Here is a 15,561-nt window from a genome sequence, read left to right as displayed (position 1 = left end):
GACGATCGCTCGCCGCATGTGACGAACTCGGCTCCATTGTACGACCGCCTGCTCACCCTCTCGCGCTACAGTGGGTTCCATCATGAGAGCTTTTCCCGCTGCCTTTATGCAGTACTCGCGTGTGGCGGAAACAATCGCCGCAGATGTCATCAGTTCATATTCGTCGAGTTTTTCCTTGGCCAGCCGAATACTTGACGAGCCGGTTCGCACCCACATTCGCAACATCTATGGGATGGTGCGAGTGGCGGACGAAATCGTGGATGGTGCGGCGTCTGGCGCAGGTCTATCCGCTGAAAGGGTGCTCGACGTCCTCGATGAGTACGAGCGCTCCACGCTAACTGCCCTCCAAGACGGGTTCAGCCCCGACCTCATTCTCCAGGCATTCACGAATACCGCGCGGTGGGCTGAAATCAACACGCAGCATATCCGCGATTTCTTCCATTCCATGCGGTTGGATGCCCACAGCGCAGCTAGCTGCGGGCCCACGTCCTACACGTCGCGCGAAGCTGCAGAGTACATTCATGGCTCCGCCGGTGTCATCGGGTGGATGTGCAACGCCGTGTTTCTGAAAACCTCAGAAGCCAACGGCCGGGTTCTCACCGATGCGGAAAAGCAGACTACAGAGCGTGCTGCCTATGCCCTGGGCTCGGCGTTCCAGAAAGTTAACTTCCTTCGTGATTATCGCCACGATTCTGCGGCTTTAGCGCGGTTCTATCTTCCGCAGCTTGTTGACGGAGGGCTCACGGAACAGGCCAAAACCGCCATCGTCCAGGAGATACGCAGTGAATTGCGCACCGCCCAAGGGGGCATTCATCTGCTGCCCGAGCAGGCTTTCAGCGGAGTTGTTCTGGCGCACGATCTGTTCGCCGAGCTCACCGAGAAACTGGATCGCACCCCCGCTCATGTAATCGCCCGCGAACGGGTGCGGATCCCCAATCGCCATAAACTCCGCATCGTGGCACGGGCTCAACTACGGGTTACTGGTCGGCGTTTCCGGCCTTCCACTTCTCCCATGGAATCATCCAGTCGCCTAGGCCATCCATCCCGTTGAGTTTATCTCCCGAGGTGTTTTTCACCTCGACGATATCGCCACGCTTAATGTTTTCGAACACCCACTGAGCGTTGGGGACGGAAACGTTAATGCAGCCGTGGGACGTGTTTTGCGACCCCTGCGCCCACTCGCTCCACGGTGCACCATGGATGTAGATGCCGGAGTAGCTCATTTGGGTCGCATAGGCCACCTGGGTTTGGTATCCACCGGCATCCAGCGCTAGGCCGTACGTCGTGGAATCCATCATCAGATGCTCATGTTGTTCACCCACCGTGTACACACCGTTTGGCGTGGCAAATTCACCATCGCGGCCATTGGATGTTGGCATGGTCTTGATTTTCTTGCCGTTTTTGAAGATGTCCATCATCTTGGTTTTGTCGTCGACGATGGCCCGCACGTCATCACCGATAGTGAAATCCGCATTGCGTTCTTCGGTCGCAAACGTTCCATTGCCCAGATCAACACCGCGCAGATGAGTCTTTACCGATACCTTCGTACCGGGCTCCCAGTAGTCCTTCGGGCGCCAACGCACCATGCGATCATTTAGCCAGTAAAAGGCCCCCTCGGTGTTGTTATCCGTTTTCACCTCGATGGCCTTTTCCACGGCTTTTCGGTCGGGAATCGGTGTATCGAAAATCAACGAAATAGTTTGGGCCACCCCGACGGTCGCACCATCGAGGGGCGCTAGTGCAGTGCTAGCTAGTGCTTGGGCGACCTGAGTGGTGAACGTTCGGCTGATCTCTTTATCACCAGCTTTCGCTGTCAGCGTGTAAGTAGTTCCGAACTGCAGGTCCCCGGTGGATACCCACTCGGTCTTGTCGTCGTTAAGCTTCCCCTCGACCGTGTTTCCGGACACGTCCGTTATGGTTGCGGCCGCGATCTGCTTTTCGCTTGTCACCTTGATTTTCTTATTGACGCCCCAGTCCTGCGCGCCATCTTTCACATTTGTGGAAAGCTTGCCCTTGACCTCGCTGGTGGGCTTGGAGGTCTTCTCCTCGGTGCGACCTGACGATTGTTCGGCAGAACCGTCATTGTCGATGGTGCATCCAGAGACCAGCAACAGGCCGCTGAGCGCCGCGGCGGTAACGCCGCGCGCACCCCAGCGACGACCCTTGTAGTTGGGATCCTTGTGGTGACGGTCATTGTGGTGACGGTCATTGTGGTGACGGTCATTGTGGTCGTGATCATTGTGGTGAGAATTCTTATGGTCGCGACCCTTGCTGTGACGAAAAACAACCCCAGAAGCCGGTGGAGGGGTGGATCCACCACGAACGGTGCCCTGGGCGGTTTCACGCTCGGCTGATCGTGAAGTAGCTGAGTGCCGCATTGCGCGCGGCGAAAACATCGGGGTGTTCAAGTTCATCGTGCTCCGACTGCGAAAGTTGGTAGTGCCGTGTGGGAATCCGCAGGTAACCAGTGCGGTTTTAGGCCGCACAACCCACACAGGGCCATGCGATACCAATGCTTAAATCTGATACATGGACCATACCGCCCATGTCCGACATCGCGTTACCAGAAACTCTTGACACTGTTCGATTGTGGCCAAATCGTTACCGCCTCGCCTCTCGTGTACCCTTCACCCGACTTGCACCCAACCGGACCCCGTCCGGCAACCGGCCTGCAGCCAACCCGAACCCAGCCAGCAATCAACCCGCGCCCAACCGGACCGAACCGAACCCCGTCCGGCACTCGCTCCTCCGAGCAATGCTCCCGACCGCCACAGGCTCATTCTCCCTTGCACAATCAAGCCCCACGAAACACTAACTGAGCTGGCGATTTGTAAAGATTCACCCATACGGTATAGAGTTCTTTTCGTTGCCAACGAGCACGGAGGCAACAGCCAAGTGCTTATTGCACAGTGTTTTAACACAGCGTGTTCAACACAAGGGCCATTAGCTCAACTGGCAGAGCAGCTGACTCTTAATCAGCGGGTTCGGGGTTCGAGTCCCTGATGGCCCACATTTTAGATACCCCGTCTTATCAGGCTAAATAGCTGGTAGGGCGGGGTTTTTCGTGTTTTCTGCACGTGTTGGATTTCGGTGTGTTTTAGCCTATTTTAGTGCCTATTGTCGTCAAAATGTCGTCACGTCGTCGTCACCCGAAACGCAAAAAGACCCCCGCCACAGGGAGCATAAGCGAACTGCTCCCCATTAGTTGGACTGAGAAATCAGTTTCCGACTAGTGGGGAGTAATTTCTTTTGAGAGCACGAAGTTCTCTGAGTGAGTTTCAGCGAGAGCAGTTGGTTGAACTGTTTGAACAGGGTCTGGGCTACACGGCGGCAGCTAATCGTTTAGGGGTTAGCCTGTATGCGGTGAAGAGTTTTGAGCGTCGGTTCAAACTTCATGGCAGGCTGTGTCTTGTGGAGAAACCAACTAAGCAGCAGTTTTCCTTCGAAGTGAAGAAGGACATTGTCGATCGTTTCAATTCCGGCCAGTCCAAGATGGAGCTTGCCCGTGAGTTCGGTTTGTCCTCTGATCAACTCGTGACGGGTTGGGTGCGGGCCTGGCGTGCAGGTGGTGATGAAGCTTTGCGACCGAAGCCGAAGGGACGACCGAAAGGCAGTTCACCTGCGAAGACAGCGACCGAGGAGGATCGGTTGCGTCGCGAGGTGGAGAAACTGCGGGCGGAAAATGCGTACTTAAAAAAATTGCGGGACTTGAGGAACCAGAAACGAGGGTAAAGGCCAAAGCTATCGTCATCCTCAAGTCAGCCCACCGCCTAGCAAGATCTGCTGGTTGCGGCAGGTCTTGCTAGGTCAACATTCTTCTATCACCAACAACGCCTCTCCATGGCTGATAAGCATGCCCAGCTTAAGCAGGCCATCGGCGACATCTTCGAGTGCATGCACCACCGTTATGGCTACCGGCGAGTCCATGCCCAGCTGCGCCGCCAAGGCTGGGTCGTCAACCATAAGCTGGTCTACAAGCTCATGGACGAGTTAGGACTGAAATCCAAGGTCAGAGTGAAGAAGAAATATAACTCGTACAAAGGCACTGTTAGTCATATCACCAAAAACGTGCTGGATCGACAGTTCACACCCGATAAACTAAACATGGTGTGGGTAAGCGATGTTACCGAGTTTCGCATTGTCGGCACCAAAGTCTACCTATCACCAATCATGGACCTATTCGATCGGTCGATCGTGTCGACTTCACCGAATACCGCATTGACGTCACAGTCGTTGCGTGATGCTATCGCGCAAGAATCACCAGGCCAAGGACTGCTGGTGCATACGGATCAAGGATTCCAGTACCAGCATTCCAGCTGGCGCAGCCTGATTACAGGTATCGGCGGCACACAGTCGATGTCAAGGAAAGGCAACTGTTTTGACAACGCGGTGATGGAAAATTTCTTCGGGCACCTCAAGACAGAGATGTACCACGGTGAAACATTTACCAGCCTCGATGAGTTCTACCACGCACTCGATGAATACATCTACTGGTACAACCACGAACGAATCCAAAAACGACTCAAGGGCCTGACTCCGATGCACTATCGGAACCAGACCCTTGAAACCCAAACCGCCTAGAATTAAACCAGTCCAACTTTCGGGGGCCAGTTCACATGGCACCACTGTCCAAAAGCTGCACATGACAAGCCAAAGCAATGGACAACTTCGCCACCCTCGATGAATGGCGAGGAAACTCCCACGAAAACATCCGCAATCTATTCATCGCCCTAGTCGAAATCTTCTGCGACTCCATCGTCCTCAACGGCGACACACACGACCTGGACGAACCAACACCCATCTGGGACGCACTGGTCGCCGAACACGGACATCTACCGGATCTATCAACCGCCGCAATATCTATCAAGAATGAAATATTAAATATATGCAGTTGTTGAAACGTGGATAAAAAGAATTAAGGGACACACCCCGTCCGGGGGCAAAAGAGAAAAACCAGGCATTTCGCCCTGCCAGCGCCTGTTTCTAATGGATAGCATAAGCCTTGCTGCGCATGAAAAAATCTCAATTCGCTCGGCATCAAGGCCAAAATCACTAGCCACCACAGGAGTCACTATCGTGCCAACCAAAACAGTAACGAGAATCGCAGCGTTGGCCATCGGGCTAGCATTTCCGCTGACCTCCCTCACCATCGCATCCGCACAAACTGCCCCTGAAGTAGAAAAAACAGAGACACTACAGGCGGGCGAAACTGCGACATTCTCAAAGGGGGATCGACCACTGGTGATCGACATGTACCAAGCTGAACAGCCAGCACCGAACTGCATTAGCTGGCGCGAAAGCAAAGGCTTCACACAAGTAACCAACAACTGCCAAGCGGACCTAGCAATCAAGGTCTACTACGACCATGACAAAGCATCCGCATGTGAAACCGTCAGCAAAGGAACACAGCACAACATCGGATACGCAGGCTGGGGCCCATGGCGCCGAAACGTCCAACGCGTAGTCACCTGCTAAAAACCACGAAACCGAAAGGGATCGACATGTTCAACAAACGAAAAATCTCCGCAGCCCTCCTCGCCGTAAGCTGCTCCCTGGGCGCGGTAGTAGCAACCGCTCCCACTGCGACCGCAGTCCCAAGCAACTTAAAAACCTGTGCAGGAACTAACTATGGAATCGCCAACGGCTTCCCTCAGGTAAAAGCCGAATTCGATAAACGATTCGGAGCGCCAGTAAAATCCAAAAGCTACACATGGCAAGCCAAAGATGACGCAGCGGTATGGGATGCATGGTGCTACATCACTGGATCAACAGCACTACTCGACATGGACCATAAACCGAACCCCGAGATTGTCAGCGACAATCAGTTCCCGCTACCCGAAGATGGGTCAATCGCCACATTCAGGTCATTCTCCAGGTCGGGTGGATACACTATTGATCTGCAAAACAAATCCGGCGGTCACGTAGGTTACAAAGTCCATGTCACCCGATAAACCAAACAAAATTCTCACATCTGAAGAGACCTACGATGCGGTCATAGACTGGTTCCGAGCAGAAGACGATTGGGTCAATCTCGTCTATGTCGTCAATGACGTTGGATACGATGACGAAACACTGACACGCGAGCAGCTGCAAGACGTGATGGATAAAGTGCTTGCGCATAAAGACCTACAGCTGCTTGAAGCTACAGGTTCGTACACCAGTGATCTGACGCAAGAGTTCGGTGGCTATCCGTTGCCACAAGATGTAGATACAGCCCGTCTTAGTGACTACATTTTCCAAAAAGACAAAAGTGGCTATCTTATGGGGATTATGGTTGCTCCATACCCTGATATACACAAGATGCCATACGAGTACGAGGAAACTCCTGGCTAACCTCTAGCAAGTTCGAGCAGGCCCCTAAATACCGCCTCCACATGTTGTTCGTTGTGGGTGGCAGTATTTTTCGCACCAAATTCTAACCCTAAGCCCCGCATATAAGCAGCGGGGCTTCACTCATGTCTGGTCAGGGCGCGGGGTGGAGCTATACTCACCACATGGAAATAGAACTCAGGTTCGATAATGTGAGTCTAATCAACGACAACTGGAAAAACCACACCCACATAAACGCCTACCCATCCGGCAGCAAACAACGCCCAAACCACCCCACACCCAAACCAGTCGAACTCATGGAATGGCTCATCCAACACTACCCACCCGACTGGACAATCATCGACCCCTTCGCCGGATCGGGAGCCACACTCCGCGCCACCAGAAACCTCGGACGCACAGCCATCGGCTTCGAAATCGACCCCGACCACACCCAAACAGCCGTCAACCTACTCCAACAAGACCAGGAAAAGGCCACCCAACCATGACCGACAGCCTCGCCCCACTCCTCCGACACCTCGCCACCCACCTCCACCACCTCCAAACCGAAGTCTGGGAAACCCGCTACCACTCGGCCCGCACATCACAAACAGGCGTGCGCACCAACACCACCGGCCCCAGCAGCCCCACCAACGACACACAACTCACATACCTCACTGAGACCCAAGCCCGACTCCGAGAACTCTGCACCAACATCTCCGAAGACCTCACCATCCCCATCCCCCAAACCGCCGCGGTAGGGAACTTCTGGGCAGCATGGCTCTACCGCCACCTCCACAAACTGGCTCTTCCGAACTTAGGGTGCGTAGCCGGGATGAGAGAACACACATGAGAGTCGGGACCCACCACAAGATATAGGGGTCCCCGGTGCGAAGATGGGAGTTACCACACAACCATCTTTCGCCCCGAGGACCTATGCCCGATTCTACGTCTGTTGTCGCTGACACCATCATCCGCACCGTCGAACTCGGCCTGACGATCACCGGTGCCGCGATCGATGAACACCACACGTGGATCACCTGCCGCCCGGCCACCGTGGACCCCTCGTGCACAACCTGCGGGATGGAAGGGCGGCTGCGTGATCACCGGGTCCGGCAGCTCGTCGACCTGCCCGTCGTCGGGCATCCCACCCGGTTACGGATCCGGGTACCACGGTTGACCTGCACCAACACCGCGTGCACGGTGAAGATTTTCCAGCAGCAACTGACGTGCGCGAAGCCGAAAGCCAAGCTCACCGCCCGCTCGCCACGCGCTGGATCCTCCAACGCCTGGCCATCGACCGGATGAGTGTTGCCGTGATCTCGACGTCCCTGGGCATCGGGTGGGATCTGGTCAACCAGGTTGCCCTGGATCAGGCCCGTGAGCTGGTCTACTCCGATCCCACCCACCTGGCCGGCGTCCGCGTGCTGGGGGTCGATGAGCACAAGTGGAAACACCGCCGCGGCGACGGCACCCCGGCTTCGTCACCGTCATCGTCGATCTGACCCCCAACGTGGATGGCACCGGGCCTGCCCGGCTGCTGGACATGGTGCCGGGCCGGTCCGCTGAGGTGTTGCGTCGCTGGCTCGCCGCCCGGGAGAAGTCCTTCCGTGACCGGGTGAAAGTCGTGGCGATGGATAGGTTCGCCGGTTACCACACCGCCACCACCGAGCAGCTGCCCACAGCGAGGAAGGTGATGGATCCGTTCCATGTGGTGCATCTGGCCGCTGACAAGCTCACTGTGACCCGGCAACGGATCCAGCAGGACACGTGCGGGCATCGCGGCAGGTCAGGGGATCTTCTGTACGGGGTGCGTCGGATCTTGTTGACCCGGATGGGACTGTTGACCGACAAGCAGAAAGCGAAGCTGGACGCGGTGTTCGCTGACGAGCGGCACACCGCGGTCGACGTCACCCACTGGGTGTATCAGGACATCATCGCAGCGTATGAGCATCCCGACCGTCGGGTCGGGAAGCGCTGGATGTACAAGGTGATGTGCCGGATCCGGAAAGGTCACCCCGGCCGGGGTCCAGGAGCTCGGCCAGCTGGGCCGGACAATGTGGAAACGCCGGGCCGAGATCCTCGCGTACTTCGATACCGGCGCATCCAATGGTCCGGTCGAGGCGATCAACGGACGGCTCGAGCACCTGCGCGGCATCGCACTGGGTTTCAGGAATCTCAACCACTACATCTTGCGGTCACTGATCCACTCCGGACAGCTGCAGGGCAGGATCAACGCACTCTAAATCCGGAAGGGCCACCAATCCCAGCTCATGCTGAAGACCTAGAGTGAACCACATGTTACTGGGCAACACGCTGCACAGGAGCGAGATCACGTTGATCGCACCGCATACTCGGCATAAACCCCCTGGTCAATTGCCGAATTGCGCGCCGCATTGAACGAAAGAAACTATTTGATTATCGAGACCGTCGGCCGCCACCGTCCTTAAGTAAGACCCAACACATCTCCACCCCCTGCATTATCTACAATAGTTTTCATTTAACCGAACTATTGCCATGGAGATGAATGGTGAGCACCTTTCTACATCGAATCAATCCCCTCTGCCGTAAGAACCGCACCCACGCAAAGAACGCAGCGCTGGGCTCCATTGCCACCGCGGTGCTTTTCACGATCACGGTGGTGACAGGTTCAGCTCTACCCGAGATTCCTGCCGCTCAAGCGATTTCGAAAGGTGAAAAGGCCACTCGTCCCGATGTCGTCCAAATCCACATTTACGACAAGCCCGATGGAACCCCGCACCGCTGCACGGGCACAGCACTCAACGATCAATGGATTCTGACCGCTGCGCACTGTGTGGAGGGTGAAACCTACTCCTCCCCCGACGTTCCAGTGGATGTCCTCAAGGTGTTCTACTCCAACAACAAGGAACAACCCGGCGCGGCAACCCGGGTGGACAAGTACGTCAAGCACTCTCACGCAGACATTGCACTACTGCACGTCGCCACCGCCCACCAGCTCCACAACTACCCAACGCTCTTGGATAACCATCCGTTTGTCAAAGACCAGAAAGTGGAACTCTACGGTTACGGCAAAGGATTCCAAGACGCGCCCGTCACATGGCTGCGAAAGGCTGAACTCAAAGTGATTGGACAAGAAGATCACATCAACGCGGGACACGTCTTCGTGATGCGCGGAGTGACCGGTGGATCGAACCACGGTGATTCCGGCGGCCCAGTGTTCGACGACAAGGGGCGAATCATGGGCGTCAATGTCATTGGGTCGCACTCCGTCTGGGCCGATCCATACGCAGAGTCCAAGGCCGTCGACGTGCAGCACTACGCCGATTGGGTACGGGAAACAACGGGTATCAAACCGGCCTCGAACCAGGCCCCCACTCGACCAGGTGCGAACCTTAGCGCGCGCCTTTCGAGCTTCTAACGGTTCACCCACCGCACCCGGGGCAACCGTTCACCCACCGCACCCGGGGCCAGGAATACTACGAACTTATAGTTGGTTATGCATACAGCACCTAAGTAAAAACACCTACTTAACGGCACCTGGATAATAGGAGAAACCAATTATGACGAATGCATCTGCACCCTCGACCGATTCGCCGCGCGGCCGGAACCAGATTCCGCTCTCGCTCATCGATTTCGCGACGGTCTATAAGGGGGAGCGCCCCTCAGATGCATTCCGCCGTTCGGTGCAGCTGGCTCAGAACGCTGAGCGCTTAGGATACAAGCGCATTTGGTACGCCGAGCACCACAACATGAAGTCCATCGCCAGCTCCTCCCCAGCTGTCCTGATTTCCCATGTGGGTGCTCACACCAGCCACATCAACTTGGGCGCCGGCGGTGTGATGCTTCCCAATCACTCCCCGCTGGTCATCGCCGAGCAATTCGGCACCCTCGCGGAGCTCTATCCCGGTCGCATTGACCTCGGCCTGGGCCGCGCCCCCGGTACGGATCAAAGGACAGTTCAAGCCCTCCGCCGATCCCCCGGCGCTGCAGACCGTTTCCCGCAGGATGTGCAAGAACTGGCGGCGTACTTCGGTCGTGAATCTGCCATCCCTGGGGTGACGGCAGTCCCAGGCCAGGGCACAAATGTGCCCCTCTACATACTTGGCTCATCCCTGTTTGGCGCTCAGCTAGCCGCGAAACTGGGCCTGCCCTACAGCTTCGCCTCGCACTTTGCACCCGCCGCGCTGGAGCAAGCTGTGGAAGTCTACCGCAGTACCTATCAGCCCTCTGCCCGCCACCCTGAGCCCTACGTGGTTGCAGCCGTCAACGTGACCGCTGCCGGCACCCAAGCCGAAGCCGAGAAACAATTTGAGGAAGTCTGCCGTAACCGCGTCCGCGTCATGGCCGGCCGTGGCCGTTCCCTCAGCGAAGAAGAACTGGATATGCTCATCGACTCCCCCGCGGGCCAGCAAATCCTGCAGATGTTGCACTACTCCGCGGTAGGCACACCGGATCAAGTAGGCGCATACCTGGATCGTTTCGCCGAAACCGCCCGCGCGGACGAGCTGATGATTTCCTTGCAGTCCCCATCCACCGAACAATCACTGCGCTCGATGGATCTGCTGGCACAGGAATGGTTCGCTTAGAAACCACCCCAACTCCTAGTCACGATCGCGGGGGTGGGGCAGCGTGGCGTCGAGAAATAAAAGAAACAATCTGCGGCGCATAAGCTCCCACGACCAACATGGCAATCACCCGCATGACCTGTACCACCGTGACCAGTGGATCGCCGCCAGATTCGTGGGCAAAAGCCAACACGGCATAAACCCCACCGGGCACGGTCGCCAAGTATGCATCAAGCAGCGTATCTCCCCACACTGTCGCAATCACCCATGCGGCTGCCAGCGACGAGCCGATCATCAAAGCGATCACCCCGAAGATCACCGGCAGAGCCTGCGCGAATTGCCGCAGCGCTCCCTTGGTCAAAGTGCCACCGGCCTGCACACCAATGATGGCGTACGCGGCATCCACCAGCACACCCGTTGGCGTAATAAACTCTCCCGGTACCCCCAAAAGCTTCACGGCCACCACCGAAAATGCGATTGTCAGCAGCAGGTATGGCGAGCTCACGGTGAACCACCCCGCCGTAACCTTCGTGAACGCCCACACCGTTAGACCGGCCACCACACACCCCATTAGGCCTTGCCAGCTGGTCGCCAGCCCCGCTATCGCATCTTTTTTACCCGACGCCCCGCTGATCCCCGCTGACGAATCCCCGAGGCCAGAAAGCAAGCTGACGAAAGCCGGCAAAGTGAACACCACCACGGAAAGCCGCAGATACTGTGTGAGCGTGACAAAGCGGGTATCGGCATTCAGCTCCCGAGAAAGCATCACCATCGCACTGGCTCCCCCCGCAAGCGTGGCGAGCACACTGGTGGCTGGGGACTGTCGGTTCACCCGAACCAACGACCACGCGGCGAAACCACAAACGATAAACGTGACCACGAGCGACAGTGTGGTGGGAAGCGCGTAGTGAGCGATCTGGCTGGTGGGAAGAGTAGTCAGCGGCGCGCTGCACAATAAGGCGATAACGACCTGCGCTGGAGTCATGACCTTTTTGGGCGGAGTGATTTGCCGATCGGCGAATATCGCATAGCAGCCGAACACCAGCAGAAAGCTGAAGATAAAAGCCGCTGGCACACCGATGCGTTGTCCTAGTAAGGCTCCCAACACGGAAACCCCGGTGAGCACACCAAGGTGCCACAACGGGGTGGATTTCGGCCTCGTCGCTTTGATCAATCCGCTGTACAACTCAATACTGCTGCACTATCCCAGCCGAAGCCGGAATTAGCGGGTAGCAGCGAGAAGGCGCTGGATCTCCTTAATCTGCTTCTTCTCCTTACGCTTGGCACCAGCTGCCAGCGCGCCAATCAGGACGATGCCAGCAACCACGCCGCCAACGATCATCTGAACCTTAGGCTCCTTGGCAACGTCCATGACCTGACCGCGAGCATCGTCAGCCAGGTTCTTCGGGTCTGCGCGCACGACAAGCTCATCGAGAGTCCTAGCGAGCTGCTTGCGCGAACGCTCGATGTCGCGCTGAATTGCATCGATACTACGGGCCACGGAAATACTCCCTTGAAATGTGGTTACGTATGTTTTCAACAAACTTTTACCCGGCCATTGTAGATCATTCCCGCGTACTGTGGTTGTCATGACCACCGAAAGCACTAACGACCAGATCCGGCTATCCCCAGGCGATCCCGCCCCAGAATTCTCTTTGACCGATGACAAAGGCGAAAAAGTGAGCCTTTCCGATTTCCGCGGACGCAAGGTCATCGTCTACTTCTACCCCAAGGCTGACACCCCTGGATGCACCACCGAAGCCTGTGACTTCCGGGATAGTTTGACCGAACTCAACGATCAGCGCGTCGACGTCGTTGGCATCTCCCCCGATAGTGTGGAGGCGCTGGCGAAGTTCCGCGATAAGTACGAACTGACATTCCCACTGCTCTCCGATGCGGACAAGTCTGTTATGACTGCGTACGGGGCCTTCGGTGAGAAGAAGAACTACGGCAAGATCGTGCAAGGTGTGATCCGTTCGACCTTCGTTATCGACGAAGAAGGGATCATCCACACCGCGAAGTACAACGTCAAGGCCACCGGCCACGTTGCCCGCATCATCAAAGAGCTTTAAGCGGCCGGCGGGTTTGATCCCCACGAGGCCTTAAACAGGCGGCGACTTCGATCCCCACGAGGCCTTAAACGGGCGGCGATTACGCCGTAGCTAACCTAAGTGTTAATATTGCTGCGTTCATGGCTTACATCCGCCATGGACGCTAGCGCCTGTGGCGGAATTGGCAGACGCGCTGGATTTAGGTTCCAGTGTCTTATGACGTGGGAGTTCAAGTCTCCCCAGGCGCACTCATCATCGAGCTTGTTGGAATGAAGGCAGGCGTGGAGAATTCTCATTATGGCCGATACACAGCAGCCAGATAATGCCCGCGCTGTGCGCGTTATGCAGACGGGCAACCCATTCCCCCTCCGCGTTCGAATAGTCCAGATTGCCTTCCTCATCGCCGCGGTTATCGCCACCCTCTTTTTGGCTCGCTGGCAATGGGATGTGTGGCAATCCAACGGTGGCACTTTTCAAAACTTGGGGTACGCAATCCAGTGGCCGTTGTTCGGCGTATTCTTCGTGGTGGCGTACCGCAAGTACATTCACTACGAAAAGGAACGTGCCCTCGGCAACGATGAGGCCGCTGTTCCGGATGAGGTGAAGAACTCCATGACAGAGGTTCCTGATGATTTCTTCGCGCAGCGCACGGAGCCCGTTGGCGATCATTGGCAAGACACTCGTCGGCGCGATCGTCGGATAAGCGGGGCGTCGAGAAGTCAAGAAGACGCCCAAGAGTAGCCCTCCCCGCAGCAAACCAACCCACCACAGGAGAATAATTCCAGATGTCTAACACCCCAGTAGTAACGCCGCAGCGACAGCAAAGGGTTGCAAAGTCGCTGAAGTTTTACTCGTTCGCGGCGTTTTTCACCGGTATCTGGCTGTTAATTTTGGTTGTGGAGATGATCTTCAAGTACTTGATCATCGGCCAAGATCAGTTCCCAACTTGGCTGGCTTTCATTGGGCCCGCGCACGGTTTGGTTTTCATGGTGTACATGATCGCGTGCCTGGATTTGGGCACAAAGGCGCGGTGGGAGCCGACGAAGTGGCTCACCACTATCTTGGCTGGTGTGGTCCCGTTCTTGAGCTTCTACGTGGAAAACCGCCGCCGCAAGGAAGTAAAAGCCCAGTTCCACATCTAAAAAAGCTGGCCCGGCACGAGCGCGAAACGACCGCGGCGCAGGGAAGCGCGACGCGGGCCGGAACCGTCTGAAGCTCGGCAGGAGCTCGGAGCGGGCGCGTCCTAGTGCGGGCAAAGCTTGCGTGAGCTCGCCCGATAGACTATATCTCCGGCCTAGTTGACGTGCGCTGTTTCTACTGCCACTGCGTCGATCTCCGCATCCGTCGGTGGAACCGCGCCCATCGTGGGTTTGGCCTTGTCGCGCTCTGGCCAATCGTGGGCTAGGCAGGACAAGATTCCCACTGCAGCGGCACGCATCGACGTACGCAACGTCCCGAGGTCCGGCAGGAAACCCGGGTTGTGGTTCGTGGGGATATCGATATCCAACCGGCCCGAGTTCTCGGCCCTAGTCCACTGCGCACGAGGTGTAATACCCACAGTCCACAGCATATAGGGCGCACCGAATGCCTTCGGGATTACTGGGAAGTCCTCGGAGGCCGTCCACGGCTCCATCTCTACGGAATCTTCGCCAAATGCTTCGTCGAACGCTGGACGGATCACGTCGTAGACTTCAGCCGTGTTATCCGTGGCCCCCAAAAGACCCACGAATTTGAATTCTGGATCACGATCCGCCCCAGCCGCCATCGCCTCCGCACGCACAATGCGCTTGATGGCTTCTACGCACTTTTTGCGCAAGTCCTCATCGTAAAAGCGACAGCTCAACGCGATGCGAGCCGAATCGGGAATCACGTTATTGGCTTTACCCGCCTCCACCGAAGCCACCGTGATCACCGCAAACTTATTCGGTGGCACCTCACGCGAGACGATTGTCTGCAGCTTCATCACCGTCGCAGCTGCCAACACCACCGGATCCACCGAGCGGTGGGGCATTGATGCATGCGCGCCACGGCCAAACAGGGTGATTTCGATCGTCGTCGAGGATGTCATCACCGGCCCCGGCGCGGTGTACACCGTGCCCGCCGGCCCCGCCACCACGTGCTGCGCCAAACACACGTCGGGGTGCGGAATCGCCTTTGTCAGCCCGTCGGCCACCATGCCGTGGGCACCAATTGAGGCCTCTTCCGCTGGCTGGAACAACGCGACCACAGTGCCGCTCCACTTATCGCGCACCGAATCCAGCACGGCCATCGCCCCCAGCAAACTGGTGGTGTGGTGGTCGTGACCACAGGCGTGCATCGTGGGCACACGCTCACCCTGGGCATTGAGCTGCGAATGCTTCGAGGCGTAATCCACTTCCGTAGACTCCGCAACGGGCAATCCATCGAAATCCGCGCGCATCAACACTGTGGGCCCCTCGCCGTTGCGGAGCACGGCAGTAATGCCGTAGCCACCCAGGTTCGGGGTGATGTGCCAATCTGGGAACCGCTCTAATTCTTTACGGATGCGCTTGGCTGTCTGTTCCTCCGCACCGGACAACTCGGGGTGGGCGTGGAACCACTTGTATACGTCCTCCATCCATTCCAGGTCAGCGGGGGCGTTGTCGACGATTCCAGCTGGGCTACCCGATACAGTCACG

At 56.9% G+C, this 15,561-nt stretch carries 14 protein-coding genes, 2 tRNA genes and 2 pseudogenes; 14 read left to right on the top strand and 4 right to left on the bottom strand.

Annotated elements, in window-relative coordinates; translation table 11 throughout:
• Positions 1-82: 82 nt before the first annotated feature.
• On the top strand, positions 83-1,051 hold the full coding sequence (locus CAURIC_RS02995) for a phytoene/squalene synthase family protein (protein WP_141739645.1): 969 nt from the start codon (positions 83-85) through the stop codon (positions 1,049-1,051).
• Here the strand turns inward: CAURIC_RS02995 and CAURIC_RS02990 are convergent.
• A complete protein-coding gene (locus tag CAURIC_RS02990) occupies positions 978-2,414 on the bottom strand; it encodes a L,D-transpeptidase (protein ID WP_290183286.1) in 1,437 nt (478 codons plus the stop codon). The two genes, CAURIC_RS02995 and CAURIC_RS02990, sit on opposite strands and share 74 nt — an antisense overlap.
• Positions 2,415-2,937: 523 nt before the next feature.
• Between CAURIC_RS02990 and CAURIC_RS02985 the strand changes: the two genes are divergently transcribed.
• From CAURIC_RS02985 to CAURIC_RS02945, 9 genes and pseudogenes are all read left to right on the top strand, one after another.
• A tRNA-Lys gene (locus CAURIC_RS02985) sits at positions 2,938-3,010 on the top strand.
• 285 nt (positions 3,011-3,295) lie between these two features.
• Positions 3,296-4,581, top strand: a pseudogene (locus CAURIC_RS02980) (IS3 family transposase).
• A gap of 495 nt (positions 4,582-5,076) precedes the next feature.
• Entirely contained in the window at positions 5,077-5,475 is a 399-nt protein-coding gene (locus CAURIC_RS02975) for a hypothetical protein (RefSeq protein ID WP_035115514.1), read from the top strand.
• A 26-nt stretch (positions 5,476-5,501) separates the two neighbouring features.
• Positions 5,502-5,951 carry a hypothetical protein gene (locus tag CAURIC_RS02970; protein WP_035115511.1) on the top strand — a complete coding sequence of 150 codons (450 nt, stop codon included), beginning with the start codon at positions 5,502-5,504 and terminating at the stop codon, positions 5,949-5,951.
• On the top strand, positions 5,938-6,333 hold the full coding sequence (locus CAURIC_RS02965) for a hypothetical protein (protein ID WP_035115509.1): 396 nt from the start codon (positions 5,938-5,940) through the stop codon (positions 6,331-6,333). The genes CAURIC_RS02970 and CAURIC_RS02965 overlap by 14 nt, the downstream gene beginning before the upstream one ends.
• Positions 6,334-6,521: 188 nt before the next feature.
• Positions 6,522-6,815: a DNA methyltransferase gene (locus CAURIC_RS02960; protein ID WP_235700816.1), complete on the top strand. Its 294-nt coding sequence runs from the start codon at positions 6,522-6,524 to the stop codon at positions 6,813-6,815.
• A gap of 427 nt (positions 6,816-7,242) precedes the next feature.
• A pseudogene (locus CAURIC_RS02955) lies at positions 7,243-8,552 on the top strand (ISL3 family transposase).
• Between the two features lie 281 nt (positions 8,553-8,833).
• Complete coding sequence (locus tag CAURIC_RS02950) at positions 8,834-9,706, top strand: S1 family peptidase (RefSeq protein ID WP_035115500.1); 873 nt, start codon at positions 8,834-8,836, stop codon at positions 9,704-9,706.
• Positions 9,707-9,848: 142 nt separating this feature from the next.
• Complete coding sequence (locus tag CAURIC_RS02945; RefSeq protein WP_052095147.1) at positions 9,849-10,874, top strand: LLM class flavin-dependent oxidoreductase; 1,026 nt, start codon at positions 9,849-9,851, stop codon at positions 10,872-10,874.
• Between the two features lie 19 nt (positions 10,875-10,893).
• On the opposite strand, the gene CAURIC_RS02940 is transcribed toward CAURIC_RS02945, so the two are convergent.
• Positions 10,894-12,039 (bottom strand): AbrB family transcriptional regulator, encoded by a 1,146-nt coding sequence (locus CAURIC_RS02940; protein ID WP_235700815.1) that lies wholly within the window; start codon positions 12,037-12,039, stop codon positions 10,894-10,896.
• Positions 12,040-12,075: 36 nt separating this feature from the next.
• Positions 12,076-12,354, bottom strand: a complete 279-nt coding sequence (locus CAURIC_RS02935) for a DUF3618 domain-containing protein (protein ID WP_035115497.1) — start codon at positions 12,352-12,354, stop codon at positions 12,076-12,078.
• Positions 12,355-12,442: 88 nt separating this feature from the next.
• Between CAURIC_RS02935 and bcp the strand changes: the two genes are divergently transcribed.
• From bcp to CAURIC_RS02915, 4 genes are all read left to right on the top strand, one after another.
• Complete coding sequence (gene bcp / locus CAURIC_RS02930; protein WP_035115494.1) at positions 12,443-12,925, top strand: thioredoxin-dependent thiol peroxidase; 483 nt, start codon at positions 12,443-12,445, stop codon at positions 12,923-12,925.
• Positions 12,926-13,070: 145 nt separating this feature from the next.
• Positions 13,071-13,152, top strand: a tRNA-Leu gene (locus tag CAURIC_RS02925).
• 49 nt (positions 13,153-13,201) lie between these two features.
• Positions 13,202-13,645 carry a hypothetical protein gene (locus tag CAURIC_RS02920; RefSeq protein ID WP_052095146.1) on the top strand — a complete coding sequence of 148 codons (444 nt, stop codon included), beginning with the start codon at positions 13,202-13,204 and terminating at the stop codon, positions 13,643-13,645.
• 44 nt (positions 13,646-13,689) lie between these two features.
• A complete protein-coding gene (locus CAURIC_RS02915; RefSeq protein WP_035115491.1) occupies positions 13,690-14,046 on the top strand; it encodes a DUF3817 domain-containing protein in 357 nt (118 codons plus the stop codon).
• Positions 14,047-14,198: 152 nt separating this feature from the next.
• On the opposite strand, the gene CAURIC_RS02910 is transcribed toward CAURIC_RS02915, so the two are convergent.
• Positions 14,199-15,500 (bottom strand): amidohydrolase, encoded by a 1,302-nt coding sequence (locus tag CAURIC_RS02910; RefSeq protein ID WP_371440990.1) that lies wholly within the window; start codon positions 15,498-15,500, stop codon positions 14,199-14,201.
• Positions 15,501-15,561 lie beyond the last annotated feature (61 nt).

It is taken from the genome of Corynebacterium auriscanis (assembly GCF_030408435.1).
Classification (GTDB): domain Bacteria; phylum Actinomycetota; class Actinomycetes; order Mycobacteriales; family Mycobacteriaceae; genus Corynebacterium; species Corynebacterium auriscanis.
This window is presented reverse-complemented; position numbering and strand designations above follow the sequence as displayed.